Source organism: Blastopirellula sediminis (genome assembly GCF_020966755.1).
In the GTDB taxonomy this organism is placed as follows: Bacteria; Planctomycetota; Planctomycetia; order Pirellulales; family Pirellulaceae; genus Blastopirellula; species Blastopirellula sediminis.
Genome location: NZ_JAJKFT010000010.1, coordinates 2,029,744 through 2,056,094, shown reverse-complemented (window position 1 = coordinate 2,056,094; position 26,351 = coordinate 2,029,744). Strand labels below are relative to the sequence as shown.

Genomic DNA, 26,351 nt, shown 5'->3' with positions numbered 1-26,351 from the left:
TAGCCAGGGGCAAGTCGCACCAGAGATCGGCCCGGTTCCCTACTGCGCAGCAAAAAGGGAAGCCCTGAAAGAGCTTCCCTTTTTCACATTGCCAAAAATGGCAAGCGTAGCGCACCGTAGCCGTTGGGCTAATGCCGACTTCCGGCCCGTGCGCGAGCCGGTCGCCATGCTTTGTTACGGAAGTTCCGTCTTCCCCATCAGGTAGCGATCGCATTCGCGGGCGGCGCCGCGACCTTCGTTGATCGCCCAGACGATCAGGCTTTGACCGCGACGGCAGTCGCCGGCGGCAAAGACCCCATCGACGTTGGTGGCGAAGCGGCCATACTCGGCCTTGAAGTTCGACCGCTGATCCGTTTCCACCCCCAGCTTTTCCACCAAGGTTTCTTCCGGACCAAGGAAGCCCATCGCCAACAAAATCAGATCGGCCTTCCAGACCTTCTCGCTGCCGGGAACTTCCTGCATGTTCCAACGGCCGTTGTCATTTTTCCATTCGACGTTGACGGTACGGATGCCGGTCAGCTTGCCGTTTTCGTCGCCGAGGAATTCTTTGCTCAGCACGCAGTACGTGCGCGGATCTTGTCCGAACTTCGCTTCCGCTTCCTGGTGACCGTAGTCGACGCGGAAGATCCGGGCCCATTGCGGCCAAGGATTGTCAGGAGCGCGTTCTTTCGGCGGCTGCGGCAGCAACTCGAAGTTGACGACGCTTTTGCAGCCGTGACGAATCGACGTACCCAAGCAGTCGGTGCCGGTATCGCCGCCGCCGATGACGATTACGTCCTTGCCTTCGGCCGAGATGTAATTGCCGTCTTTCAGTTCGGAGTCGAGCAGGCTCTTGGTGTTCGCCTTCAAAAACTGCATGGCGAAGTAGACGCCGTCGAGATCGCGTCCCGGAATCGGCAAATCACGCGGCTTGGTGGCGCCGACCGCCAGGATCACCGCGTCGTTATTCTTGCGGAGATCCTCCATCGAAACGTTCACGCCGATATGGGCGTTGGTGACGAACTCGATCCCTTCCGCCTTCATCAGGTCGACGCGGCGTTCCACCACGCGTTCCTTTTCCAGCTTCATGTTCGGGATGCCGTACATCAGCAGACCGCCGATACGATCGTCCCGTTCGTAAACGGTGACCTGGTGGCCAGCCTTGTTCAGCTGATCCGCGGCGGCCAAACCGGCCGGGCCCGAACCGACGATCGCGACCTTCTTTCCGGTCCGCTTCTTGGGCGGGTTCGGAGCGATCCAACCTTCTTCCCAGCCCCGATCAATGATCGAAACTTCGATGTTCTTGATCGTGACCGGCGGGTTGGTGATGCCGAGGACGCACGCGTTTTCGCACGGCGCCGGGCAAACGCGACCGGTGAATTCCGGGAAGTTATTGGTCTTGTGGAGACGATCGAGCGCTTCGCGCCAACGTCCCTTGTAGACCAGGTCGTTCCATTCCGGAATCAGGTTATCGACAGGGCAGCCGGTCGCACTTTGGCAGAACGGCACGCCGCAGTCCATGCAACGGGCGCCCTGAGTCTTCAGGAACTGCTCGTCGACATGAACTTGAAATTCATCGTAATCGTGAATGCGTAGAAGCGGATCCCGATACGGGATCGTTTCACGCTTGTATTCCATAAATCCGGTGGGCTTACCCATGGCTTTCCGCTCCGCTCAGTTGTACGTCTTCTTCTTCCTCATGCTGCATGCGTTCCATGAGCACCCGTTTGTAGTCAATCGGCATCACTTTGACGAAGCGATCGATCATGTTGTCCCAGTCGTTCAGGATCTGCTCAGCAATGAGCGAACCGGTGTAACGCTGGTGCAGTTGGATAAGCGTGCGGACCTCGGTGACGTCATTGACGTTCTCGAGACGTTCCAGCTCAACCATGCCGAGGTTGCAGTTCTTCAGCAACTTCTCCTCGACGTCCCAGATATAGGCGACGCCGCCGGACATGCCCGCCGCAAAGTTGCGGCCGGTATTGCCCAAGCAGATCATGCGACCGCCGGTCATGTATTCGCAACCATGATCGCCGACCCCTTCCACCACGGCTTGGGCGCCGCTGTTACGAACGCAGAACCGCTCAGCGGCGCGTCCGCGGAAGAAGGCCTGACCCGAGGTGGCGCCATACAAGCAGACGTTGCCGACGATCATATTGTCTTCCGCTTTGAAGGAGCTGACCTTCGGCGGATAGATGATAATGCGACCGCCGGAGAGCCCCTTGCCGACGTAGTCGTTGGCGTCCCCTTCCAGTTGCAGCGTCACGCCGCGGGACAAAAACGCCCCGAAGCTTTGCCCCGCCGAACCGGTGAAGTCGATATGAATCGAACCGTCCGGCAAGCCGACTTCGCCGTAACGCTTGGCGATTTCGTGGCTCAGCGTGGCGCCGACCGTACGGTTGATGTTGATGATCTTGGTGTCGAAGCGGATCGGCTCACGCGACTCGATCGACGGCAACGCCTTGGCGATCAGTTCGTTGTCGAGCGCGAATTGCAGCCCGTGATCCTGCTTCATCGTGTTGAAGATGCCGACGTTTTCATGGGCCTTCTTCGGCGGCGAAAGGAGCGGCGTCAGGTCGATGCCGTCGCTCTTCCAGTGCTGGATCGCAGCGTCGGTTTCGAGCAGGTCGACGCGACCGATCAGCTCGTTCAGCGTCTTCACGCCGAGGTTCGCCATCAGTTCGCGAGCGTCTTCGGCCACCATGAACAAGTAGTTGACCACGTGCTCCGGCTTGCCGCTGAACTTCTTCCGCAGCTCCGGATCTTGCGTCGCAATCCCGACCGGGCAGGTGTTCAGATGGCACTTCCGCATCATGATGCAGCCGAGCGTGATCAGCGGCGCCGTGGCGAAACCGAATTCTTCGGCGCCCAGGATCGCAGCGATCACCACGTCGCGGCCAGTCTTCAAACCGCCGTCGGTTTGCAGGATGACGCGGCTACGGAGGTCGTTCATCACCAGCGTCTGGTGCGCTTCGGCGATACCCAACTCCCACGGCAGACCGGCATGCTTGATGCTGGTCAGCGGCGAGGCGCCGGTTCCGCCGGTGTCGCCCGAGATCAGGATGTGATCGGCCTTCGCTTTCGACACGCCGGCCGCAACCGTACCGACGCCCACTTCGGAGACCAGCTTGACGCTGATGCGAGCCGAAGGATTGGCGTTCTTCAGGTCGTGAATCAGCTGCGACAAGTCTTCAATCGAATAAATGTCGTGGTGCGGCGGAGGACTGATCAGACCGACCCCCGGCGTCGAGTGTCGAATGCGGGCGATGTTTTCGTCCACCTTCTTACCCGGCAGTTCGCCACCTTCGCCCGGCTTGGCGCCTTGCGAGATCTTGATCTGCAGTTCGTCGGCGTTGGTCAGGTAGTTGATCGTGACGCCGAAACGCCCCGACGCGATCTGCTTGATCGCCGAACGCTTCGAGTCGCCGTTGGGCATCGGCGTGAACCGGGCCGGATCTTCGCCACCTTCGCCGGTGTTGCTCTTACCGCCCAAGCGGTTCATCGCGATCGCGAGCGATTCGTGCGCGTCGGCCGAAATCGAGCCGAAGCTCATGGCGCCGGTGCAGAACCGCTTAACGATCTCGGCCGCCGATTCCACTTCTTCCAGCGGAATCGCCGTTGAACCTTCTTTGAACTTCAGCAGACCGCGGAAGGCGCACCGATTGCGAGCGTCTTCGTTGATCGTGCGAGCGAACTCTTTGTACGCTTCGCGGCTGTTGGTGCGAGCCGCAACTTGAATGCTGGCGATCGCCTGGGGGCTCCACGCATGGCGTTCCCCTTCGGCTCGCCAATGGAATTCGCCCTGATTCGGCAGAACCGGCAGCTTGACGTCGCCACGTTCGGGGAAGCCCAAACGATGACGGCGGATGTGCTCTTCGGCCAAGACGGCGAAGTCGACCCCTTGCACGCGGCTCGCGGTGCCGGCGAAGCAGCGTTCGATCACTTCGGTCTGCAGACCGAGCGCTTCAAAGATCTGGGCGCCCTTGTAGGACTGCAGGGTCGAAATGCCCATCTTGCCCATGACCTTCAAGATCCCCTTGGCCACCGCTTTGCGATAGGAGGAGACGATCTTTTCGTCAGTGTCGTACTCTTCTTCGCACAAGCCGTCGACGCGAGCTTGCCAAAGCGCTTCAAATCCGAGGTACGGGTTGATCGCATCGGCGCCGTAACCGACCAGCAAGCAGAAGTGGTGCACTTCGCGGGCTTCGCCGGTTTCCAGCACGATGCCGATTCGGGTTCGCTTGGCGGTATCGACCAGGTGATGGTGGACGGCGCCGCACGCCAACAGCGTGCTGACCGGAACGCGATCGGCCGAAATGCCGCGGTCCGACAACACGATCAGCGAGAAGCCGTCGTCAATCGCCGATTCCGCTTCTTCGCAGATGCGATCAAGCGCGGAGGTCAGACCGGCTTTACCTTCAACCAGCGGGAAGGTGATGTCGATCGTCTTCGACTTCCACCCACGCTTGTCGATATGCTTCAGCGCGGCCAACTCTTCGTTGGTCAAAATCGGGTGCGGAATGAGGAGACGATGCGCGTGTTCCGGCGTCGTTTCCAGCAGATTCGCTTCCGGGCCGATGTAGCATTCCAGCGACATGACCACTTCTTCGCGAATCGAGTCGACCGCCGGGTTGGTAACCTGGGCGAACAACTGCTTGAAGTAGTCGTACAGCATGCGCGGCTTGTCGCTCAAGCAAGCGAGCGCCGAGTCGTTCCCCATCGAGCCGACCGGGTCGCGCTTTTGATGGATCATCGGCAGCAGCATGAACTGCATCGTTTCGGTGGTGTAGCCGAAGGCCTGCATCCGTTCGAGCAGCGTTTCGGGCTCAAACCCATGCGGCTCGTCGTTCGGGCTCAGCTCCGACAGTTCAATTCGCTGTTCCCGCAGCCATTGGGCGTAAGGACGTTCCTTGGCGAACGAGTTCTTCAGCTCGTCGTCCGGAATCAAACGACCTTCTTCGAAGTCGATCAGGAACATGCGGCCCGGCTGCAAACGTCCCTTTTCTTTGACGATCGCCGGATCGACCGGCAGCACGCCGACTTCGCTACCCATGATGACGCGATCGTCGTGGGTCAGATAGTAGCGGCTGGGACGCAGACCGTTGCGATCGAGCACGGCGCCGATGTAGTGACCGTCGGTGAAGACGATCGACGCCGGTCCGTCCCACGGCTCCATCAAGCAGCTGTGGTATTCGTAGAAGGCGCGTTTCTCTTCCGACATCGTTTCGTGCTTCTGCCAGGCTTCGGGCACCATCATCATGACCGATTCCTGCAGCGAGCGTCCCGACATCAGCAGGAACTCGAGCACGTTGTCGAACGAACCGGAGTCGGAGCAATCAGGCTCAACCACCGGGAACAATTTGCTGACGTCGTCGCCGAAGATTTCGCTGGCGACGACCCCTTGGCGAGCCGCCATCCAGTTCTTGTTGCCGCGGAGCGTATTGATTTCGCCGTTGTGCGACATGAAGCGGCACGGCTGAGCGCGGTCCCACGACGGGAACGTGTTGGTGCTGAACCGCGAGTGAACCATCGCCAGGTGCGTGGTGAAATCTTCGTCCGACAGGTCGGGATAGTACGGCACCAATTGAGCCGGGGTGAGCATCCCTTTGTAAATGATGACCTTGGTCGACAAGCTGCAGACGTAGAACATCTTGGCTTGCGGCAGATTGTCGTTGGCCCGCAGCTGGCTGGCCCGCTTACGAATGGTGTAAACGCGACGTTCGAATTCTTCTTGACCGAGCTTGGCGTCGCCGGCGGCGATGATCAACATCTCCATGACCGGTTCGCACGCCAGCGCGGTCGGGCCGACGTCGGCCTTCTTCGCGTCGGTCGGAACCGGACGCCAGCCGACGAGCTTCTGCCCGGCGTCGGCGATGTACTTTTCGACGGTCGCTTTGCAGTGAGCGCGCGACGCGTCGTCCTGCGGCAAGAAGACGATCCCCGCAGCGTACTGACCTGCCGGCGGCAAGTCGGCGCCGAGATCGCGTTTGGCGACTTTGGTCAGAAAGTCGTACGGCAACGCCGTCATCATGCCGGCGCCGTCGCCGGTATTTGGTTCGCACCCGCAAGCGCCGCGGTGATCCATGTTGATCAGGATCGTCTCGGCGTCGAGGACCATTTGATGCGAGCGCTGGCCTTTGACGTGGGCGACGAAGCCCACACCGCAGTTCTCATGCTCGAAAGCGGGGTCATACAAGCCTTGTTTGCCGGGTCGCTCAGTGCGACCAGGGTGACGCGGCGAATCACTCGCAGAAGCCATGCCTACAACCTTCGTTTGAAAACTCAATCAACTTCGTGTTCGTGGATGCGCCAACCGTGGCGATGGGCGCCGTGTCGGTAGAGACCCCGACCGCGAAAGATTCGCAGGCCGAGACCATCCCGCTCGGCAGCCTACGCGCGACTCGAAACTCCGTGTTCGACGTCGCTTTCCGCAGCGGGCGTTTCCGCGGCGGAAAACTCTTCCGATTCGGCGAAGAGGGGAGCCGATTCGGAAGCGACTTGATCCTTGGCCAATTCGCTCACTTCGGCTTTGTCATGCAACAACTGGATGAAGCGTCGAGCCGTTTTGCCCAACTCTTTTCCTTGTCGCGTGATAATGCCGAGCGGACGAACGAGCGGACGACCTTCGAGTTCGACGCAGACCAGCGTGCCTGACTGAACTTCGCGGACGACCGTCGACGTCGGCAGCAAGCTGATGCCGGCGTTGATCTCAATGGCGCGCTTGATGGTTTCGATGTTGTCGAATTCCATCACGATGTGCGTTTCGGCGCCGTGGGCCGATAAGACGCGATCGATTTCTCGGCGGATTGGCAACTCCGAGTCGAAACCGACGAAGTCCCGCCCATCCAACTCATCGAGCCAGACCGACGACCGAGACGCAAGTTCGTGCTGGGGAGAGCAAACTAGCGCCATCGGCTCTTCGCGCCATGCGACCGCTTTGATCGTTTTCGTGTTCCGGGGAAAACTGACCAGGCCAAAGTCGACCTGATCCGAAGCGACCATCCGCACGACCGTCTGCGGATGCTGATATTGCAGCCGCACGTTCGCTTTGGGGTGCTTCGAGAGAAACTCCTGCACGCAGTCGTTCATGTGGCTCAGCCCGACCGAATAGATCGAAGCCACCGCGACGCGTCCCCCCACTTCCTCATGGAAAGTGCGGATGTCTTCTTCGAGCGCGTAATACCGCCGCACAATCTGGCGGCAGCCGTGGTAATACATCTCTCCTTCCGGCGTCGGCACCAATGGACGCTTCGACCGGTCGATGAGCTTCACCCCCAGGCGTTCTTCTAGCTGATGAACGACCTGGCTCGCGCCTGACTGCGAAATCCCGTTTTCGTCCGCCGCCCTCGAGAAACTACGTTGCCCTACTACGTCGCAAAACACTTTGAGCGATTTGACGTGCATAGGGCAGTTGTTCGTTTAGGACCGGGGCGACAACCAGTATTTTTAAAATGAATACTGTGGCGGATGCAGAATTAAAAACAGACATACGAACCTATTCGTCCCCCATCAGACCGTCAAGCGTGCTAATTGACATTTTCGGCAACAATATGCCCATATCGCGCATCAGCAGACCACAACCTGTTATCTAGAAACGGGTTAGGCCGTGTTAAAAAATGCCCAATTTAAGCCGGATCAACGCGGAAAAGATACAAGCAACTCCTCCACAGGAGGGATTTCGCTCATAGCGGACATACACCGAAATGCAAAAGATGCCCGATAATTGCAAAAAAAAGGCCGCAACAGGGGTCTGCTACGGCCACAAATCGTCATGCTAGCGATGCTAAGGGAGCTCACTTCACCATCGTCGGCTTATACTCATGCCCGCGATCACGGATCACTTCCGCCTTGATGATCTTTTCCGGAGTCGGCGCGTTGAGGTCTTCCGGGTCACGCCGCTGGATGTCGGTGACGACATCCATTCCTTCGATCACCCGCCCAAACGCGGTGTGCTTGCCATCCAAACCCGGAGTGGGCCGGAAGGTGATGAAAAACTGCGATCCGCCGGTGTCGCGTCCCGCATGCGCCATGCTGAGCGTCCCGCTAAAGTGACGGCGGTAGTTCGGCTTGTAGCATTCGCAGTAGATCTGGTAGCCCGGACCGCCGGTTCCATCTCCCTTCGGATCGCCCCCTTGCGCCATGAAGTTCTCCAACACACGGTGGAACGAGAGCCCGTTATAGAAGCCCTTGTTCACCAGCGAGATGAAGTTGGCGACCGTTTGCGGCGCTTCGTTCTCGAACAGTTCGATGATGATGTCGCCATGTTCGGTGGTCAGCCGGACGCGCGGCAAGTCGTCCGCTTCCGCTTCCTTGGCCCGAATCTCCTGTTCTTTCGCCCAAAACTCGCGGAAAGCCGCCGAGATGTTCGCTTCGTTCAGCGCTTCATCGCTCGGAGCGAAGTCCTCGTCACCCGACGTTTTCTTGAACTGGATCGCTTTTTCGGTCACGGCGACCGCATCGTCGAAACGATCGGCGCCGAATGCGGCTCGAATCGTCATCGAGTAAATCGGCGCGTTTTCAATGCCGTGGTCGATCAGCGAGCGGCCGATTTTGTACGCTTCCTCGTTCTTGTCTTTCTTCTGGGCGTCGTGGCCGCTGAGGATCATGAAGTTGATCGCGTCGTTGTTCGCACCCGGCGCCTCTTCAAACGCGTCGATCGCCGCCTGCTTGATTTCCACCATTAACGCTTCGCCCTGATCGAGCGTCTCGTCGTATTCTTTGCGAATCGCGACCAACTTGTCTTCGTCGGCCAGGCGATAGTCTTCCTGCAAGCCGCGCAGCTTGGCCAACAGCGTCTTCCATTCGCCAAACTTCTTGACGAAGAGGGCCGTTTTTTCGCCGGGCTCCGCCTTCGGCTTCTCTGCGGCCGGCATCTCGGCAGCAGGCTTTTCCGCGGCGGGCTTTTCCATCTCCGGCTTGGCTGGCTCAGCCGCGGCTGGCTTTTCCGCTTCCGCTTTTTCTTCCGCCGTCGGAGGGGCGACCGGAGCCGGGGCATCATCGGCAGAGACCGACAGCGGCCAGGAAATCGCCGTCAGGGCCGCGGCGACGCTCCACAAGTTCAGACTCCGCTTCAACTTCCGCAACATCAAATATCCTCTCGTTTCAACGTAAACGCTTTCGGTGCAAGCAAACCCCCACTCTATCAAAACGGAGCGACCGTGCGAATCGTTCGCCGCCAGGGGTTTGACCGGCGAGTTTTTCGCCACATAATTCACTTAAACAGTTCATGAATTGTTGAATTAAGGCGTCCGATGGCAACCCTCCCCAGTCAGAATCTCGCGGAAGAGACCGGCTCTTTGGCCCATGACGAAGAGGCGCGAGTCAGCGCGGCGGCCCTGTTTCATGCCCTCGGAGACCCGGCTCGTCTCCATCTGGCGGCATTGTTAATTCATCGTGAATTGTGCGTTTCGCAATTGGCGGAACTGCTCGACGACAGCTTGCCCGCCATTTCGCAGCGTCTGAAGCTGCTGAAGCAAGAGCGGATCGTCAAGGCTCGTCGCGACGGCAAACATGTCTACTATCAGCTTGACGACGATCACATCGCCGCACTTGTCATCAACGCTTTGGCCCACGCTGAGGAATCGCGATGAGCACTCAGCCGTTAACCGACATCGCGCTCAAACGGGTCAGTCTGCACGTCCCTGAAATGGACTGCGCGGAGGAAGTGCGGCAACTGCGCGTCGGCCTGGAACCGGTCGCCGGGATCGAGCAACTCGATTTCGACGTCATCAACGGCCGCATGGACGTCGCGTATGACGATAGCCGCTTGAGCTATGACCAGTTGGTCGACGCGGTGGTCAATCTTGGCATGACGGCCAAACCATTTCGCGACGGCGGCCAGTCAGGCGCTCAGCAAGCCAACCTGACCCGCGGCAAAGAGATCGCCACCGGCGTCTCAGCGGCGCTGATCGCCGCCGGCTTCCTAACCCATGTCGTGTCGGCCGGCAGCCTGCATGCTGCCCTTTCGGCAGAACTCTTTCCCAAGTCGGGCGTGGTCCCGATGATGAACTACCTGGTCGCTGCGTTCTACCTGTTCGGTATGATCAGCGGCGCGTGGTACGTCGCCCCCAAGGCGCTCACCTCGGCGCGTCACTTTCGCGCTGACATGAACGTCTTGATGTGCGTCGCCATCCTGGGCGCATGTTTGCTCGGCGACTTTTTTGAAGCGGCGATGGTCGCGTTTCTCTTTTCGCTGTCGCTGCTGCTCGAACAATGGAGCGTCGCTCGCGCTCGCCGTTCGATCGCCGACCTGATGACGCAGACGCCACCCATCGCGCACGTCCGCTGTTGCAGCGACGACTGGAAAGACAAACCGCTAGCCGAAATCCAAGTGGGGCAAATCTGCCTGGTGAAGCCGGGCGAACGAGCGCCGCTGGACGGCGTCATCACACAAGGGGCTCCCGCGATCAATCAAGCGCCGGTCACCGGCGAATCGGTCCCGGTCGAAAAGAACGTCGGCGACGAGATCTACGCCGGCACAATCAACGGCGGCTCGTCGTTTCAATTTGAAGTGACGCACGCGGCTGGCGATACGATGCTCGATCGCATCGCCAAGATGATCGACGACGCCCACAAACAACGCGCTCCCAGCCAACAATGGGTCGAGAAGTTTTCGGCTTACTACACGCCGGCGATGATGATCTTGTCGGCAGTCATCATGGTGGTTCCGCCGTTGTTTCTTTATATGACTGGGCAGATTTCCGACGAGGGAATCCAGCATGACGTTTCCTTGTGGTTCTACAACGGCTTGATCCTGCTGGTGATCGCCTGCCCTTGTGCACTCGTGATCGCGACGCCGGTCAGCATCGTTTGCGGGCTGACGGCGGCGGCGCGTAACGGCGTGCTGGTCAAAGGGGGACTGGCGCTGGAAACCTTCGGCCGCGTCAACGTGCTGGCGATGGACAAGACCGGCACAATCACCACCGGCGTTCCGGCCGTCACGCAAGTTTCGCCGCAGAACGGCTACTCGGAAGAAGAAGTCCTCCGCATCGCCGCTTCGCTCGAACAACAAAGCAATCATCCGCTCGCGACCGCAATCGTCAAAGCGGCCGCCGAACGAGGCCTGACGCTCGCGCAGCCAGGCGACTTCCAAGAGATCCCCGGCCGCGGCGCGAGCGGCGAGATCGACGGTTCGCCGGCCTGGGTCGGCAGCTTGTCGATGGCGAAAGAGCGCTTAAGCGATCCGCAGCAATTGCAAACCGCGGCCCAGCAGGTTGGCATCGGCTCGCTGGTCGTCGTCGGACGTGGCGAACAGCTACTCGGCCTGATTGTGCTGGGAGATCAAATTCGCGCAGGCGCCGCTGACGTCGTTCGGCAGCTGCATCATCTTGGCGTCAGCAACGTCGCAGTCCTCTCCGGCGACAACAACACCGCGGTTCAGCAAGTCGCGGCCGAAGTCGGCATTGACAATTGGCGCGGCGAACAGCTTCCCCAAGACAAAATCGCCGCCGTCAAAGAGCTGCGCGGCGACAACGTGATTGCGATGATCGGCGACGGCGTCAATGACGGTCCGGCGCTCGCCGCCGCCGACGTCGGCGTGGCGATGGGAGCGATCGGCGCCGATGCGGCGATCGAAACGGCCGACGTGGCGCTGATGTCGGACGAGATCACCAAGCTTCCGTGGCTGGTCGGGCTCGCCCGTCGCACCTTGCGAATGATCCAATTCAACATCGCGTTTGCGCTCGGCGTAAAGGCGATCTTCGTCATCCTGGCGGTGCTGGGGATGACCAACTTGTGGCTCGCGATCATCGCCGACACCGGCGTCTCGCTGCTGGTGATCGCCAACAGCTTGCGCTTGCTCAACTCAAATCAACACTAAACGCATAACGCTATTACGCGAAACGTTTCGGAAGGACGATTACCGTGGCGAAAATTACCGAAATCACCATGAGCGAAGCTCGCGAACTGGTCCGCGGCGCAGGTTTGCGCGGCACCTCCTGTCGCTTGAGCGTGCTGCAATATCTTTCGGCCGCCACCACGCCGCTGTCGCATGCGGAAGTCGCTGAAGAGCTCGACTCGCACGGCTACGACAAGTCGACCATCTACCGCAGCCTGGTCGAACTGGCCGAAGCGGGCCTCCTCTCCCGCTTCGACGTCGGCGACCATACCTGGCGGTTCGAATTCCGCCGCGGCGAATCGCACGAAGAAGGAACCGAACACCCGCACTTCATGTGCATCACCTGCGGCAAGGTCACCTGCCTGGACGACGTCGACATCAAACTAAAAGCGTCGAACAAAAAGTCGTACAGCGACATCACCGAAGTGCTGCTGAAAGGGCACTGCCGCGAATGCGGGTAACGCCCCAACTAGCCCGCAGTGCAAGCAAGGGAATCCGGTCGGCAATGCTCATAACCCCTTAAGAAGAATGCACAGAGACGCCAACGGAATGCCGATCAACGTCAGTTCATAATAGAAGCCAAGTTCGGGACGTTGGTCGAGGCGCGCTCCTTTCTCTCCCGCAACCCAGATGATGTTGATCGGGATAAGCAGCACGAAAACGGTCATCAAGACCAGCCCTGGCCCACTCAATCCAGACTCGCCGATCGACGCGGCGACGTTCTTCCAGGCAATCCAATTCAGCCCCACGTAAATCCACGCGCCCGTCGCCAATACGCTTTCGCAACGAGGCGCCTCTTTGTGATCTTTTCCGGCGCCGCGGACATAATAGGGGTACTGACCATGCGCGTAAAAGAACCCTGGAATCGCTCCCAACATCGACCAAAAGGCGACGCCCCAAAAGTCAAATGTCCCCGTCGCACATGCTGCGGCGATTGCGATGATCAACATCACCGTGACGCCGGTGTTGATCCGCGGTAAATCCTCCGCTCGCACCAAGAAGACGGCGCCTGCCAACGTTAGCCCGCAAAAAGCGAATACCCACGCAACGAAAGGATTGTTGTTGGCGAACAATACCATCGGCAACGGGGCGGCAGCCATCGCCAACAACAGCCGCGCTAGCGAAAAGCGAAATGAAATCTTCTCGGCCGGCGCGGCTGAGGAAACATCCTTGGCCGGCGCCCAATTGGCGTCCTCCTCCTCCGGCGAAAGCGGCGGTTCATCCAATTGCGACATGCCGCCTCCTTTCCTTCAAACCTTCCCCCAATACCAAAAGAGCGTCGCACAGGGCGCCAACACGAGCGTCAATTCATACAGATACGCTCTCGTCGGATTATCGTCCAGCGGTTCGTCAGGATCGGTCGCAAACCAGTACAAATTGATCGCCGTCAGCAGCGCGAAAATGGTCGGCATCAAGACAATGGGAAGATAGCTGTCGCTGGGAATCGGCGTCGACATGCGTCGCCCAAACGACATGAATAGCGCCGCCATGCAGAGCAGGAAAAAGGGGAAGATCCCGGACAGCCAGAGGAAGATGGTCGACGTAGGCTCATGTTCGTCGCCGGCTTCTCGGGGAAACATCAGATACGCGAAGTAAAACGAGGCGCCGATTCCTGCAATCGCGGGAAAGATGAAAGGAACGCAGCACATCCCGCAAGCGAACAACGCGATGCAGGGAACGATCAACTGAAACGCAACGTTCAGTCGAGGCAGGTCGGCCGCGTGGACTCGAATGACCACTCCGGCGATCGCGACGCTGCTGATGCAAAAGATCCAACCATACTCCCGGTTCCAGTCCGAGATAAACAACAGCGGTAGCGTCGCCGCGACTATCGCCACCGCCAGACGCGTGAGTGAAAAGCGAAACGGCACGAACAAGTCCCGCGGCTGCCGCTCTTCGGTCGGCGCCGCTTCTTCCGGAAAGTCGTTCTCCTCTTCGCTCGCTACCATGCGTTGCGCATCATCCGCAGGAACAAAAAGAGGGCGACGTACGGGAGCCCGACCATCGTCGCTTCGTACTGTACGCCCAGATCAGGCCGCTCGTCCAACATTTCTCCCCGGTCGGTCCCGGCCCAGTAAAGATTCGCCACGGTCAACAAACCGAACCAGACTCGCAACAAGTTACACGCGATCAAAGCATGTGGCGACGGCATAGCAGGATCGACCTCGACCAGGCGACTCGTGGCGGCAATAAAAAAGGCGTACGCTGGCACACCAGAATACAACACCCACGCCGTCCGATTCACCGCCTGACGAACCGCCGACAGGCGACTGATCAGGAACAGCGCCGCATAATAAACGAGTCCTAGTAGCACCACGACGTAAATCGAGTCAATCTCGATGCCGTAAAGCGGTCGAAACGAGGCGCCGAATGCAACGAGATAGGCGATCGCGACCAGCGGAACCAACGCGAGATTCAAAAACGGCAGCTGACGCGCCTTCATCCAGAGCGCCGCCAGAAAGAGGGTCACGCTGCTCATGCCGAAGTAAACGGCGCCGTCCGGCTGATCCTCGCGAATCATCAGCAGCGGCAAAGACGCGGCGGCGATCGCGATGACCAAACGTGCGATCGACGGACGCGAACCGGCTGACCGTAAAGGCTGTGATTCGGCGGAATCGTCGACTTTCCTACGCTCTACCGTCACGGAACTTCACTCGGAAAGGTTCGCAGGAAGATTACGATCGCCGCGACCGGAAGCAACAGCGTCGTCGCTTCGTACCGATAGCCAAGATCGGGGCGCTCGTCGAGCGTTTTATCGACGCCATGAATCCAAGCGTCGACGTTCAGCCCCAACAAGACCAGCATCAGCAGATCAATCGCCAGCATCTTGAGAAAAACGACGCCGCTATCGCTTCGCCCCGCAGGCATCATGACCGTCATGAGAATGACGATCAAAAACAAAAAACCAAAGGGAAACATCCCCGTTTTCAAGACGCTTTTCACCTTGGGAGTAATTGGCTGTCGTCCATTTACCACGCGCGAAGGAAAAATCGCCTCAGTTAAGAAAAACGCGACGGCGAAGGAACAGGCCAGTCCCAGCGCCGGAGCAAATGGGAGCAAGTGCCACGGAAAGCAACACGAGCTAAACAACATCCCCAGCATTCCCAGTTGCAACGTGAGATTAATTCGCGGCAAATGGCGAGCTCGCACCAACAGCACGAAGCCAGCTACCGCTAGCGAACTGACCGCGAGCGCTATCCTCGCCGCCTCATCGTTGGTTGGAATCATCCAGTATGGCAACGGCGCCATCGCCGTCGCGACGATCAACCGCGTGACCGAAAAACGCCAGCGCGAAGGCTCTTCCTGCGGCGGCAGTTCCCGTCGCTTGACTCTCGTCTCTTCGGGTTGCTCCAATGCGTCATGCACTAGATATAGATCCTTATCACGCGCAGCGTCGCAAACAGTACGGCGGCAGGGATTAATACCATCGTTGTTTCAAACCAAAAGGCTAACTCCGGTCGCTGGTCGAGATCTTGATCAGGACAAGTTGCGATCCAATAGAAATTGACCGGTACCAATGCCCCCAATACGAACATCCCTACCAGCCCGATCGAGAAATGCGCTGGTCTTTGAGTGAAGCAGATCGTAATCGCAACCCAGGCGAAAAAATAAATCGTCACCAAGAGATACGCGGCGCTCTTCAGCACCTGGTTGCACTTCAGTACGCATCGCTCCTCATTGCCCGAGCGGGGAAAAATCTTTCCGGCGAGAAACATCGCCGGCACTGCAAATAAGATCGCAAAAACTGGAATCGCGACAGGCGCAATCATCATGATGCCGGGCAGCGCCATGAAGAACACCGCCAAATTCAAGCGGGGCAAATCGCGCGCTTTGATCCAAAGAACCGTCGCAAAGAGCGTGAAACAACTTAGTACGAAGCACCAGGCGTACTTCTCGTGTCTCGGCGCCGGATGAATCAACAGCAGCGGCAACGGCGCCATCGCCGTCGCAATAATCAGCCGCGTCATCGAGAAGCGAAACTGGGACGCCGGCGCCTCTGGCTCGATCGCTCGTTGCGCCGGAAGTCCCTCCTCCTCGTCACCCAATTGCGGCGGCGGCTCAACCGTGGTCATCGCGGCTCTTTCAGGGGAAAAACAAGCGGGGGACGTGCCGCCGCCACTATAGCGGCGGGCGGGTAATTTGTCCCGCATTAGGTCAGGTTTTTGCGATGCGATCGGTGCGCAAATTGCGGCCGCTTTTCTCGATCGGCCAGCGCGGGTAAAGTGGCGGTTTCGCAGCAGTTTACGAGCATGACCTGGGCCCCAAGTCGCCCAGCAGGATTTTCACCCCCGATAGAACGAGAGAAGCTCATGGCCAAAAAATCGATCGCCGACGTCGACGTCGCTGGCAAAACCGTCCTGATGCGCGTCGATTTCAACGTTCCGCTGGATGACGCCGGGAATGTGACCGACGCCCGCCGCGTCGAAATGGCGTTGCCGTCGATCAAGTCGGTCCTCGACCGCGGCGGCCGCTTGATTTTGATGAGCCACTTGGGTCGTCCCGAACCGGGCGCCGACAACTCGAAGTACAGCCTGAAGCCGGCCGCCGAAGCGCTGGCCGGGCTGATCGGCAAAGCGGTCGCCTTCGCCACCGATACGGTCGGCAGCGACGCCGTCGCCAAAGCGGCCGCGCTGAAGGACGGCGACGTCCTGGTGCTGGAAAACCTCCGCTTTGAAAAAGGGGAGAAGAAAGGTGACGCCGAGTTCGCCGGCAAGCTCGCCGCGCTGGCCGACATCTACTGCAACGACGCCTTCGGCACTTGCCACCGCACCGACGCTTCGATGGTCGCCGTGCCGGAAGCGATGGGGGACAAGCCGAAGGTCTCCGGCTTCCTGGTCGAAAAAGAAATCAAGTATCTGACCGACGCGATCAAGAGCCCCCAGCGTCCGTTCGTCGCGATCCTCGGCGGCGCCAAGGTCTCGGACAAGATCATGGTCATCAAGAACCTGCTCGGCATCTGCGACAAGGTGCTGATCGGCGGCGCCATGGCTTACACCTTCTCGCTGGCGACCGGCGGTAAGGTCGGCGGCAGCCTGGTCGAAAAAGACAAAGTCGATCTGGCGAAAGAACTGATCGCCGCCGGCGGCGACAAGCTGGTCCTGCCGGTCGACACCCATTGCGGCGACGCCTTTAAGGGGGACTGCAACAAGGTCATCTGCGCCGCTGGCGAAATCCCGGACGGCTTTGAAGGTCTCGACATCGGCCCGGAAACTTCCAAGATGTACGCCGACCTGGTGAAGAGCGCCAAGACGGTCGTCTGGAACGGTCCGATGGGCGTGTTTGAAATGCCGCCGTTCGACGAAGGGACCAAGGCCGTCGCTCAGGCGATCGCCGACGGCGACGCAATCAGCATCATCGGCGGCGGCGACAGCGCCGCGGCGATCGCCCAGCTCGGCTTCGCCGACCAGGTCTCGCACGTCTCGACCGGCGGCGGCGCGAGCCTCTCGATGCTGGAAGGCCAAAAGTTCGCGGCGGTTGATCTGCTCGACGAAAAGTAAGCCACGGCACACAAGTCGATGAAGATTTGAGGACGCCTCCGCTGGGGGCGTCCTTTTTTTGTTGTCCGCCAGATCCTTCGCGTATAAAGTAGTTGAAAGCCCCCCCCTTCCCCTACCCACCGACAACGCCATGCCAGCCTCCCAACCGGTCCGCCTGGACCGCCGTGCGTTTTTGCAAGGTTCTACGCTGCTGCTGACTGCCGCCGGCAGTTCGCTCGCCTTGGCCGCCGAAAGTTCGATCGACCTGCGCGTCGGCTTGATCACCGACCTGCACCACGCCGACAAACCGCCGGCAGGAACGCGTTACTATCGCGAGACCCTCGGCAAGTTGATGGAAGCGAGCGACAAGCTCTCGGCGGCGAAGCTCGACATGATGGTGGAGCTGGGAGACTTGATCGACGCGGCCAGCGATGTCGAAACTGAGCTCGGCTATCTGAAGACGGTCAACGACGAGTTCCAGAAGATCTGCGGCGATCGTCACTATGTGCTCGGCAACCATTGCGTCGACACGCTGACCAAGGCCGAATTCCTGGGCGCCGTCGGCAAAGAGGAGTCGTACTACTCCTTCGATCGGGGCAATTGGCACTTCGTGGTGTTGGACTCTTGCTTCACCAGCGAAGGGAAGCATTACCAGCGGAAGAACTTCGTCTGGACCGACGCCAACGTGCCGCAGAAAGAGCTGAAGTGGCTCGCCGACGACCTGGCCGCCAACGACAAGCCGACGGTCGTCTTCGCCCATCAGCGGTTGGATAACGCCGGCAGTCACATGGTCCGCAACGCCGCCGACGTCCGGACGATTCTCGAATTGTCGAAGAACGTCAAGGCGGTCTTCCAAGGACACAGCCACAAAAACGACTACCAGCAGCTCGACGGGATCCACTACTGCACGCTGGTCGCAATGGTCGAAGGAAGCGGCGCCGAACACAACGGCTACTCGCTGCTGGAACTGTTGTCGGACGGCTCGCTGCGGCTGGAAGGCTTCCGGAACCAGGACGACTACAGCTGGAACGCGTAAGGCGTTGTCGCCAGCTTCCGTATTAGGGTGCCGTTGCCACGTCTTCGTGGCAATGTATGCGTTTTCAATAGGACTAGGTTTGGCAACTGCTTGTCGACGGTCCGATCTCATGGACTCGGAGAACGTCCAACTCAAACGATCGCCTCATACACTTTCATTGCCACGAAGACGTGGCAACGGCACCCATGATAGCGCCCCGCGGTCGCTACATCCGTTACAACCCCACGTCCTCTCGCCCCCCGACCGGAAGCTGTAGCGATTGGATTGTCGCGTCCGCCTTTGCTTGGCGGTCATGCTATCGCGGCTGTAGCGTCGGTTGATCTTTTTCAACAAATCGCGCTGGCCGCGCGACGATACCTTCTTCTGCCACGGACGGGTGAAGTTCGGACACGGATGGGCTAATGCTGACCACAAGCTGGAAAACGCTATGCCTATCGATATTCTCCATGCATGGCTTGGTATCGCGTTCGTCGCGATCTGGGCGATCATTGGACAAGTGACGCTAGAACGGAGCTGAGTTGCTGCCAGAGACCAATCAGGAAAGCTCGCTAAAACATTCTTTCTCTCGATTCTTCCTCGCAGCAGCCCTTCACCCATTTCACCCCGAAAATTGCCCCGCTACTTGACACGGGGCGGCTCTTCGATTCCCCTAAGACGGCGCAAATTCAAAAAGTTTCTGAATTTCCTGCTGCTTAGGTCTACGCATGTCTTCCCCCCAAGATGAACAACCTTCGGCCGCTTCTGCGCGCCCGAACGTCGCTTATTGGCGAGCCAATCTCCTCGTCATCGTAATCATGATGCTCATCTGGGCAGTCGTCTCGTTCGGCTGTTCGGTCTTCTTCGTCGAGCCCCTAAACGCCTGGCATATCGGCAGTCTCCCCCTCGGATTCTGGTTCGGCCACCAAGGGGCGATGTACGTCTTCGTCGTGCTGGTCTTCGCTTACGCGTTGATCATGGACCAACTCGATAAGAAGTACGGGGTGAAGGAATAGTGCCGACCATGTTTGAAATTACCCCCCTGCTCGGCTTCTTCGAGATGTCGAGCACCGTCTGGACGTACATCTTCGTCACGATCACCTTCTTCATCTATATCTACATCGGCTGGCAAAGCCGGGTGAAGGAAACGAGCGAGTTTTACGTCGCCGGCGGCGGCGTTCCTGCGGTCGCCAACGGTGCGGCCACGGCGGCCGACTGGATGAGCGCTGCGTCGTTCCTCTCGATGACCGGTTTGATCGCCGCCAGCGGTTACGACGGCACCGTTTATCTGCTCGGCTGGACCGGCGGTTACGTGCTCCTGGCGCTGCTGTTGGCTCCTTATCTGCGGAAGTTCGGGCAGTTCACCGTTCCCGACTTCGTCGGCAAACGTTACTACAGCGAAACCGCTCGCATCGTCGCCGCGCTCTGCGCCGTCTTCGTTTCGATCACTTACGTCGCCGGGCAGATGCGCGGCGTCGGGCTCGTCTTCTCCCACTTCCTGAAAGTGCCGGTCGAATACGGGGTGGTGATCGGGATGGTGATCGTCGCTTTCTTCGCCGTGCTCGGTGGGATGAAAGGGATTACCTGGACGCAGGTCGTGCAGTTCTTCGTGCTGATCCTCGCCTTTTTGATTCCGTCGATCGCTCTCTCGAAGATGCTGACCGACAGCTACATTCCGCAGCTCGGCTTCGTCACCGGCGACATTCACGACCGAGTTGACGCTCTGCATGCGGAGCTTGGTTTTAAGGCCTATACCGAGCCGTTTACCAACCGCTCGCAGCTGAACGTCTTTTTGACGATGTTCGCCCTGATGGCCGGCACCGCCGGCCTGCCGCACGTGATCGTCCGCTTTTACACCGTCGCCAACGTCCGGGCCGCTCGCTATAGCGCGGGCTGGGCGTTGTTGTTTATTGCGTTGCTCTACACGGCGGCGCCGACGATGGCCCTGTTCGCTCGGTACAACCTGCTGAGCACGCTGAACGGCGCCAAGGTGGTCAACATCGACGAAGCGGAAAACGACGACGGCGAAAAAACCGGCCAGAAGATTTATCACCTGGCCTCGGTCGGCGAGGATGGAACCGAAAAGCCGATCCACTGGATCAACACCTGGCAAGTGACCCACCTGATCGAGTTTGACGACAAGGATGGAGACGGCGTCATCTCGCTCAAAAAGGATGGAGATAAATACGCCGAAGCGACTATCGACAAAGACATCCTGGTTCTGGCCACCCCGGAAGTGGCCGGCTTGCCCGCCTGGATCGTGGCGATCGTCGCCACCGGCGGCCTAGCCGCGGCTCTCAGCACTGCCGCCGGTTTGCTGCTGGTCATCTCAAGCTCGATCGCGCATGACCTTTACATCCACTTCGTCGATCCGCACGCCTCGGAAGCGAAGCGCCTGACGGTCGCTCGCATCATGATCTTGTTGGCGATCGTGGTCGCCGGTTATTTCGGGATCATCAAGCCAGGCTTTATCGGCGAAGTGGTGGCGTTCGCCTTCGGTCTGGCGGCGGCCAGCTTCTTCCCGATCGTCTTCCTGGGGATCTTCGATCGTCGCACCAATCGCGAAGGAGCGATCTGCGGCATGGTGGTCGGGATCTTGTTCACCGGCGGCTACATCCTGGCCTGCAAAGCGAACGTCATCCTGCCGTTCCTCTTCAGCGAGCCGCTGATTACGCCGATGTTCGCCGGTTGGACTGAGGGGGGCATTTCTCCCGAGTCGATCGGAGCGGTCGGCTGTGCACTCAACTTTATCGTGACGCTGGTCGTCAGCCGCCTGACCCCGGCCCCGCCGGAAGAAATCCAGCAGTTGGTCGACGAGGTCCGCATTCCCCGCGGCTCGCACGCCCCGGAAGCCCACTTCGACGAAAGCGACGCCGAAGCGGACAACCCGTAAGCGGCTGGAAATGACGAATGTCGAATAAAGACCCAATGATCTGAATTGGGTGGCCCGACCAGTCTGTTAAGACTGGCTGGGTCGCGCAGCGACAAGATGCCGCGCCATCGGGCCAGTATCGTCTCATAATTGTCAGTTGACAAAGCGCACGGACTTCGGGTCGATTGTCGTGCGGCAAGATAAATCGCGGCGGTCAGCCTCTCTCACCGACCGCTTGGGCCTGGGAGAATTCGCGAGGGAGCTCGCGTTGGCGCTCCACCTGCGCGCTGATCGGTCAAAGGCCCCAAACGAACGCTGGAGGAACTCGTAGGCCCAAGAAAAAAACATCGCGGTCCAGTCCACTCCCAGGAGCAAAAAAACGCGCTGCGGTCCAGTCCAGTGAGCGAAATGGAGCCGGCGGGTTCTCCATTTTGCCTGACGGGGCGGATGGGTAAGGTGACGCAAAAAAATGTCGTTCGCGGTCCAGTCCAGTCGGCGAACGGATGAGTTGTGTGCGGCGACACCCTAGAACAGGGCCCAACCGCCGCGGCAGGTCCGTGGCGCGTCCAGACGCACCCTACGAAAAAAATGTGCGCTGCGGTCCAGTCCGGCAGTTCTTTGGCAATTTACATCTACAGCGGCTTATGGAAGGAAAAACTCCTACCGTGGCTTCCGTGCTCTTCACCGTGGCTTCCGCGTTCTATTCTTCCGAAACAGCGCCGAGAGCGCAAAGGAAAAGCCGCCTCGGAAATTGGGGTCCGATGCGGCTTTGCAGTTTTTTAGGATGAGAACGTAGGGGTGTTCGCTTTCTTTGACGAAAGCGGTGCGACGGGCGAATTAGCGTTGGCCGATAGCAGATTGCCGTTAGGCGATCTGCAGCGGTTGGCTATCAAGCACCCGTGCGGTTCGGAAGTTGTCGAGGCGTTCTTCCTCGACGAAGTAGTACAAGTCGTCGTCCGGGCTATAGAGCCCTTTGACCGAAGCGGCGCTCACGTCGCTGCGTACTAGTTTGCGGCTCGACACCGCGAGTTCGCAGAATTCTTCGGGCTCGACAAATCGAGTCCCTTGTTCCTGGCGAAGCTCATCTCGTTTTTGGGCTAAAGTCATACCAGCCAATTTCCAAACTACCATGTCAAACTTCGTCCCTCCTGATACCGTCGTGGCGAAGCGTAAAATCCGCGGCAGTGGAAATCCGTTTCACACACGCTGGCGTCTTCGTTGACGCCAGTATCACCGTCAGTCGCTACCGGTATGATAGCAGAGCTAGCGGCGTCGTTCCTTCTAAGACTCGGAGTCCTTTGATCCCTCGTCCGCGAAGCTGGGAAAGATCGCAGGAACTTATTGTCGCTAAGTTAAGACCGGACGCAACCTACCCATTTGGAGAAAGGGCCAGCCACCCAGTTGAAGTTCCGGGTTGGGTAATTTAAAGAGCTAAGGACGAACTCTTCATTAACTCATGACAAAACGCAAACACTAGATATATCGTCACTTACGACGACAAAAACCCTACTCGAATGGAGAAACGCCCCAAACCGGCTCCCGAAATCGGTAGCCTACCCCTCGAATGGTCTCTATAAGGTTTGCTTGTTCCGCCAACTTCCGGCGGATCGTCTTTACATGAACGTCGATCGCTCGCGACTGGGCCGAAGGCTCACCTTCATGCTCGGCGTGACACGCCTCAAACAAGTCGTGCCGCGAAAAGACATGTCCCGGCTTCGCCATCAACGTCCAGAGCAACCGAAACTCGGTCGGCGTCGCGCCGATCGACTCCCCTTTGAGTTCAGCCACGTAGCGCGTGCGATCAAGACGGAGCCCATGATGTTCGAGGACGACGTCGTCTTGTCCTGCCTGACGAGCGCGACTCAGCAGCGTCTTCACGCCTTGAGCGAGCAAGTCGAGCGCCAGGGTCTCGGCCAACAACGAATCGATCGACTCCGGCTCTCCCTCTTCGGCTTCGCTGGTCCCAACGCCCGGCGTCACCAGAAACGCAGGGAGCTGCTCGGGCCGCATCCGACTGCTGATGCGGCGACACATATCGAACGACTCGGGCGAGTGATGCCCAACCAGGACGATGTCGGGCGAATGGGCGATCGCCTGCTCCAGGCCATCGTCCGAATCAATTGCAGTGCGCACCTCACAACCTGATTGTCGCAGGTTATCAGCCAAGGCGGAGCTGAGCCTGCCCTGACGGCCGATAATGAGCACAAGCCGGTTGTTCATCGCGGGACGCTACGATGGGGACCAGAAACGAAAACGCCAAAACGCTGTGGGACGACTACGGCGCCCGGTCGCCGCCGCGGCGAACGAGTTCGCCTTCGACCAGGTAGACCACCGTTTCTGCGATGTTGGTCGCATGATCGGCGATCCGTTCGACATGCCGCGAAATCGTCAGCATCTCCATCATCCAGTCGAGATCGTCCGGACGCTGGCGAACGCCGTTCTTGAACCAGTCATACATGCCGCGATGCGACTGATCGACCGTGTCGTCGGCGAGGATCACGTCGCGGGCCTTCGCCGCATCGCGATCCAACAGCGCATCGAGACTTTGCCGCAGCATCTCGATCGACGCTTCCTTCGAGGTTTGCAACAGCGGCGGCAAGTCGAAGTGAGCGCCAGAGTCGATCAGACGCAACACCCCTTGGCCGATGTCGTGAGCGTGGTCGCCGATCCGCTCCAACTCGTTGATAACCGTTTGAACCGAGATCACAAACCGCAGGTCGGAAGCGACCGGCTGAAACAACGCCACTAGGTGGAGCGACTCTTCCGAGATCTCCATTTGCAAGGCGTCGACCTCATCGTCACGATCGATCGCCTCTTGGGCGAGCGCGCGATCCTGCTCTTCCGCGGCGCGAATCGCCAACCTGACGTGCTCTTCGACCATCGCGCCGAGCGTCACCAGTTGCCGCCGAAGCTGATCGAGTTGTTTTTCAAAATGAACCGTCATACCATTTCAATCCTTGTTTGCGTTGAAAACGCATCCGCCCTGGACTTCCGCAAATTAGCGGAAGTTTCGCATGTACGAGTCGATCGTCTCGCTATCGGGACTTTTGATCGTCATCCCCAGCGGGCCGGCGCCGATCTTGGTGACATGCTTGGCCAAATCGTGGCTGGCGGCGAATTCCTTCAGGTCGGCCGAGTCGACCCGCACCACCCACAGACGGCCATCAATGATTTTGGTCACGTAGCCCGGCTGCGCGACGAGGTAAGCTTCGATCACGCCGGCGTCGCGCGTCTTAAGCGTTTCGCGATTCGGGCCGACGCCGATCTTGGTGACGTGCGCGGCCGGTTCGCCGCTGGCGACATATTCCTTCCACGCGTCGCTGTCGGCCGGAAAGACCCAGACGCGACCGTCGCCGTCAACCGCCGCTTGGAAGCCCGGCTTCGCGTAACGGTAGGCGGCGATCGTAGCGGCGTCGTCCGACTTCAGCGTCGTGCCGAGCGGACCAACGCCGGGGCGGATCACTTGCTTGGCCGGTTCGCCCGAGGCGAGGAACTCCTTCGCCGCGTCGCTACCTTCCTTCAAGACCCACACGCGGCCATCTTCGATCGCCGTCACAAAGCCCGGCTTGGCGGCGAGGTAACCGAGAATCGTTTCCATTTCATCCGACTTCAGCGTCATCGCCGACGGACCAACGCCGGGACGAATCACCTGCTTGGTCAACTCGCCAACGCTCAGGAAGTCAGCCAGGTTCGGATTGTTCAGGTTAAAGACCCACAAGCGGCCGTCGTCTTCAAAGGTGACGAAGCCCGGCTTGTCGAACGCGGCTTTGTCGGCCGAAGTCTTCACCGCTTCGCCGGCCGGCAGATAGTAGAGCCAGTACCAGTCGTTCTGCTTCACGTCGATACCCGCTTTGGCGCGGAAGCAGGCGGTCAAACCGATCGACTTGCCATCCTGCAGGTGCTCGACGACGAAGATCGAACCATAGCCCGGGTCTTTGAGGTTCTTCAAAGCGGCCGGATTGGCGTACGTTTTCGACTCGCCGGAAACGTGCGGAGCGGGAACCGAACTCGGGAGTTCCCCAATCGCTTCCCACTTGTCGAACTTCCCATCCAGGTAGTTCCAGAAGTCGGCGGCGAATTTAGCGTGCTGCTCCGAACGGCGCTCGTCGGCGATAGCCGGATAGCCGGCGACGGCGATCAGCGTGAAACAAACCAAAGTTCCAACGATTCGAGACATCACTTTCCCCTGATGATGGCGCGTTAGCAGACGAATAAGAGTACCGCCGGAGGTTCGACTAGCCGAACCGTCCGGTCACGTAAGCGTTCGTTTCGGTCAATTTCGGATTGGTGAAGATGTCGACGGTCGGTCCAAATTCGACCAGACGCCCCAAGTACATGAACGCGGTGTAGTCGCTGATGCGCGACGCTTGTTGCATGTTGTGGGTGACGATCAAGATCGAGTACTCGCCCCGAAGTTCGCGGATCAGGTCTTCGATCTTGCTGGTTGCGATCGGGTCGAGAGCCGAGCACGGTTCGTCGAGCAGCAGCACTTCCGGTTCGCTGGCGATCGCCCGCGCGATGCACAAACGTTGCTGCTGACCGCCGGAGAGGCTGAGCCCGCTCTCATGCAGACGATCTTTCACTTCATCCCAGATGGCGGCGCCTTTGAGGCTATGTTCGCAAACCCCTTCCAAAACGCCGCGATTCCGTTCGCCGTCAATCCGGAGCGGATAGACGACGTTTTCAAAGATGCTCATCGGAAAAGGATTCGGCTTTTGAAACACCATCCCCATCCGCTTGCGAAGTTCGATCACGTCGACGCCGGCGTCGCAGATCGAATCGCCGTTCAGCACGATGTCTCCCTGGATGCGAACCGTGTCGATCAGGTCGTTCATCCGGTTCACGCAGCGGAGCAGCGTCGACTTGCCGCAACCGGACGGACCGACGAGCGCGGTGACCTGTCCCTTGGGAACCGGCATGTTGACGTTAAACAGCGCTTGCTTCTCGCCGTACCACAGATTGAAGTCTTTGATCTCAAGCACGCACTCTTCGCGTTTGACCGCGTCGTGGATGACCGAGTCGAAATGATGCCCCTGGGCGATCAATTCCAACCGGTTCTGTTTCCCTTCGGCGGGCTGCTGTGGAGAGGTAATCTCGTTCACGCTGTTTCTCGTTTGAGGAATCTTCTCAATTTCGCGTTGCGTCGTCATTGTACCGCTAGATCTCCGCTCGGAT

The 26,351-nt window shown here is 59.2% G+C and carries 21 protein-coding genes; 7 read left to right on the top strand and 14 right to left on the bottom strand.

From position 1 onward, the window contains the following. Positions 1–174: 174 nt before the first annotated feature. The 4 genes from LOC68_RS19890 to LOC68_RS19875 all read right to left on the bottom strand — a co-directional run bounded on the left by LOC68_RS19890 (position 175) and on the right by LOC68_RS19875 (position 9,065). The gene (locus tag LOC68_RS19890) at positions 175–1,638 is read right to left on the bottom strand and encodes a glutamate synthase subunit beta (protein ID WP_230221984.1); all 1,464 of its coding nucleotides are present in this window, start codon (positions 1,636–1,638) and stop codon (positions 175–177) included. Further along, positions 1,631–6,238, bottom strand: a complete 4,608-nt coding sequence (gltB, locus tag LOC68_RS19885; RefSeq protein WP_230221982.1) for a glutamate synthase large subunit — start codon at positions 6,236–6,238, stop codon at positions 1,631–1,633. Before gltB ends, LOC68_RS19890 begins: the two co-directional genes overlap by 8 nt. A gap of 131 nt (positions 6,239–6,369) precedes the next feature. Beyond that, positions 6,370–7,383: a LysR family transcriptional regulator gene (locus LOC68_RS19880; RefSeq protein ID WP_230221980.1), complete on the bottom strand. Its 1,014-nt coding sequence runs from the start codon at positions 7,381–7,383 to the stop codon at positions 6,370–6,372. 389 nt (positions 7,384–7,772) lie between these two features. After that, positions 7,773–9,065: a peptidylprolyl isomerase gene (locus LOC68_RS19875; RefSeq protein ID WP_230221978.1), complete on the bottom strand. Its 1,293-nt coding sequence runs from the start codon at positions 9,063–9,065 to the stop codon at positions 7,773–7,775. 165 nt (positions 9,066–9,230) lie between these two features. Here LOC68_RS19875 and LOC68_RS19870 point away from each other — a divergent pair, with 165 nt between their 5' ends. Genes LOC68_RS19870 through LOC68_RS19860 form a run of 3 tightly spaced genes read left to right on the top strand, consistent with a single transcriptional unit; the run spans position 9,231 to position 12,276 of the window. Beyond that, a complete protein-coding gene (locus tag LOC68_RS19870) occupies positions 9,231–9,569 on the top strand; it encodes an ArsR/SmtB family transcription factor (RefSeq protein ID WP_230221977.1) in 339 nt (112 codons plus the stop codon). Continuing rightward, on the top strand, positions 9,566–11,797 hold the full coding sequence (locus LOC68_RS19865; RefSeq protein ID WP_230221975.1) for a heavy metal translocating P-type ATPase: 2,232 nt from the start codon (positions 9,566–9,568) through the stop codon (positions 11,795–11,797). Before LOC68_RS19870 ends, LOC68_RS19865 begins: the two co-directional genes overlap by 4 nt. 44 nt (positions 11,798–11,841) lie before the next feature. Further along, positions 11,842–12,276, top strand: a complete 435-nt coding sequence (locus LOC68_RS19860; RefSeq protein ID WP_230221973.1) for a Fur family transcriptional regulator — start codon at positions 11,842–11,844, stop codon at positions 12,274–12,276. Between the two features lie 48 nt (positions 12,277–12,324). On the opposite strand, the gene LOC68_RS19855 is transcribed toward LOC68_RS19860, so the two are convergent. From LOC68_RS19855 to LOC68_RS19835, 5 genes are all read right to left on the bottom strand, one after another. Further along, on the bottom strand, positions 12,325–13,050 hold the full coding sequence (locus tag LOC68_RS19855; RefSeq protein WP_230221971.1) for a hypothetical protein: 726 nt from the start codon (positions 13,048–13,050) through the stop codon (positions 12,325–12,327). 15 nt (positions 13,051–13,065) lie between these two features. After that, a complete protein-coding gene (locus LOC68_RS19850) occupies positions 13,066–13,764 on the bottom strand; it encodes a hypothetical protein (RefSeq protein ID WP_230221969.1) in 699 nt (232 codons plus the stop codon). After that, entirely contained in the window at positions 13,758–14,375 is a 618-nt protein-coding gene (locus tag LOC68_RS19845; protein ID WP_230221968.1) for a hypothetical protein, read from the bottom strand. Before LOC68_RS19845 ends, LOC68_RS19850 begins: the two co-directional genes overlap by 7 nt. 80 nt (positions 14,376–14,455) lie before the next feature. Then, positions 14,456–15,181 carry a hypothetical protein gene (locus tag LOC68_RS19840; RefSeq protein ID WP_230221966.1) on the bottom strand — a complete coding sequence of 242 codons (726 nt, stop codon included), beginning with the start codon at positions 15,179–15,181 and terminating at the stop codon, positions 14,456–14,458. Next, complete coding sequence (locus LOC68_RS19835) at positions 15,181–15,888, bottom strand: hypothetical protein (RefSeq protein WP_230221964.1); 708 nt, start codon at positions 15,886–15,888, stop codon at positions 15,181–15,183. Before LOC68_RS19835 ends, LOC68_RS19840 begins: the two co-directional genes overlap by 1 nt. A gap of 237 nt (positions 15,889–16,125) precedes the next feature. Between LOC68_RS19835 and LOC68_RS19830 the strand changes: the two genes are divergently transcribed. The 4 genes from LOC68_RS19830 to LOC68_RS19815 all read left to right on the top strand — a co-directional run bounded on the left by LOC68_RS19830 (position 16,126) and on the right by LOC68_RS19815 (position 21,197). Further along, positions 16,126–17,313: a phosphoglycerate kinase gene (locus tag LOC68_RS19830; RefSeq protein ID WP_230221962.1), complete on the top strand. Its 1,188-nt coding sequence runs from the start codon at positions 16,126–16,128 to the stop codon at positions 17,311–17,313. A 130-nt stretch (positions 17,314–17,443) separates the two neighbouring features. Further along, positions 17,444–18,328, top strand: a complete 885-nt coding sequence (locus tag LOC68_RS19825; RefSeq protein WP_230221960.1) for a metallophosphoesterase family protein — start codon at positions 17,444–17,446, stop codon at positions 18,326–18,328. 704 nt (positions 18,329–19,032) lie between these two features. Beyond that, the gene (locus tag LOC68_RS19820; RefSeq protein ID WP_230221958.1) at positions 19,033–19,320 is read left to right on the top strand and encodes a DUF4212 domain-containing protein; all 288 of its coding nucleotides are present in this window, start codon (positions 19,033–19,035) and stop codon (positions 19,318–19,320) included. 8 nt (positions 19,321–19,328) lie between these two features. After that, positions 19,329–21,197 carry a sodium:solute symporter family protein gene (locus tag LOC68_RS19815; RefSeq protein WP_230221956.1) on the top strand — a complete coding sequence of 623 codons (1,869 nt, stop codon included), beginning with the start codon at positions 19,329–19,331 and terminating at the stop codon, positions 21,195–21,197. 843 nt (positions 21,198–22,040) lie between these two features. Here the strand turns inward: LOC68_RS19815 and LOC68_RS19810 are convergent. From LOC68_RS19810 to pstB, 5 genes are all read right to left on the bottom strand, one after another. Next, the gene (locus tag LOC68_RS19810) at positions 22,041–22,283 is read right to left on the bottom strand and encodes a hypothetical protein (protein WP_230221954.1); all 243 of its coding nucleotides are present in this window, start codon (positions 22,281–22,283) and stop codon (positions 22,041–22,043) included. A gap of 399 nt (positions 22,284–22,682) precedes the next feature. Beyond that, positions 22,683–23,309, bottom strand: a complete 627-nt coding sequence (locus LOC68_RS19805) for a winged helix-turn-helix transcriptional regulator (protein ID WP_230221953.1) — start codon at positions 23,307–23,309, stop codon at positions 22,683–22,685. A gap of 142 nt (positions 23,310–23,451) precedes the next feature. Continuing rightward, positions 23,452–24,120: a phosphate signaling complex protein PhoU gene (gene phoU, locus LOC68_RS19800; RefSeq protein ID WP_230221951.1), complete on the bottom strand. Its 669-nt coding sequence runs from the start codon at positions 24,118–24,120 to the stop codon at positions 23,452–23,454. Positions 24,121–24,174: 54 nt separating this feature from the next. Continuing rightward, positions 24,175–25,353 (bottom strand): hypothetical protein, encoded by a 1,179-nt coding sequence (locus LOC68_RS19795; protein WP_230221949.1) that lies wholly within the window; start codon positions 25,351–25,353, stop codon positions 24,175–24,177. Positions 25,354–25,411: 58 nt separating this feature from the next. After that, the gene (gene pstB, locus LOC68_RS19790; RefSeq protein WP_230221947.1) at positions 25,412–26,278 is read right to left on the bottom strand and encodes a phosphate ABC transporter ATP-binding protein PstB; all 867 of its coding nucleotides are present in this window, start codon (positions 26,276–26,278) and stop codon (positions 25,412–25,414) included. Positions 26,279–26,351 lie beyond the last annotated feature (73 nt).

Bases quoted from the DNA above. Each gene is read 5' to 3' on its own strand.
- LOC68_RS19890 (WP_230221984.1), bottom strand. From the start codon at position 1,638: ATGGGTAAGCCCACCGGATTTATGGAATACAAGCGTGAAACGATCCCG.
- gltB (WP_230221982.1), bottom strand. From the start codon at position 6,238: ATGGCTTCTGCGAGTGATTCGCCGCGTCACCCTGGTCGCACTGAGCGA.
- LOC68_RS19880 (WP_230221980.1), bottom strand. From the start codon at position 7,383: ATGCACGTCAAATCGCTCAAAGTGTTTTGCGACGTAGTAGGGCAACGT.
- LOC68_RS19875 (WP_230221978.1), bottom strand. From the start codon at position 9,065: ATGTTGCGGAAGTTGAAGCGGAGTCTGAACTTGTGGAGCGTCGCCGCG.
- LOC68_RS19870 (WP_230221977.1), top strand. From the start codon at position 9,231: ATGGCAACCCTCCCCAGTCAGAATCTCGCGGAAGAGACCGGCTCTTTG.
- LOC68_RS19865 (WP_230221975.1), top strand. From the start codon at position 9,566: ATGAGCACTCAGCCGTTAACCGACATCGCGCTCAAACGGGTCAGTCTG.
- LOC68_RS19855 (WP_230221971.1), bottom strand. From the start codon at position 13,050: ATGTCGCAATTGGATGAACCGCCGCTTTCGCCGGAGGAGGAGGACGCC.
- LOC68_RS19850 (WP_230221969.1), bottom strand. From the start codon at position 13,764: ATGGTAGCGAGCGAAGAGGAGAACGACTTTCCGGAAGAAGCGGCGCCG.
- LOC68_RS19835 (WP_230221964.1), bottom strand. From the start codon at position 15,888: ATGACCACGGTTGAGCCGCCGCCGCAATTGGGTGACGAGGAGGAGGGA.
- LOC68_RS19830 (WP_230221962.1), top strand. From the start codon at position 16,126: ATGGCCAAAAAATCGATCGCCGACGTCGACGTCGCTGGCAAAACCGTC.
- LOC68_RS19825 (WP_230221960.1), top strand. From the start codon at position 17,444: ATGCCAGCCTCCCAACCGGTCCGCCTGGACCGCCGTGCGTTTTTGCAA.
- LOC68_RS19820 (WP_230221958.1), top strand. From the start codon at position 19,033: ATGTCTTCCCCCCAAGATGAACAACCTTCGGCCGCTTCTGCGCGCCCG.
- LOC68_RS19815 (WP_230221956.1), top strand. From the start codon at position 19,329: ATGTTTGAAATTACCCCCCTGCTCGGCTTCTTCGAGATGTCGAGCACC.
- LOC68_RS19810 (WP_230221954.1), bottom strand. From the start codon at position 22,283: ATGACTTTAGCCCAAAAACGAGATGAGCTTCGCCAGGAACAAGGGACT.
- phoU (WP_230221951.1), bottom strand. From the start codon at position 24,120: ATGACGGTTCATTTTGAAAAACAACTCGATCAGCTTCGGCGGCAACTG.
- LOC68_RS19795 (WP_230221949.1), bottom strand. From the start codon at position 25,353: ATGTCTCGAATCGTTGGAACTTTGGTTTGTTTCACGCTGATCGCCGTC.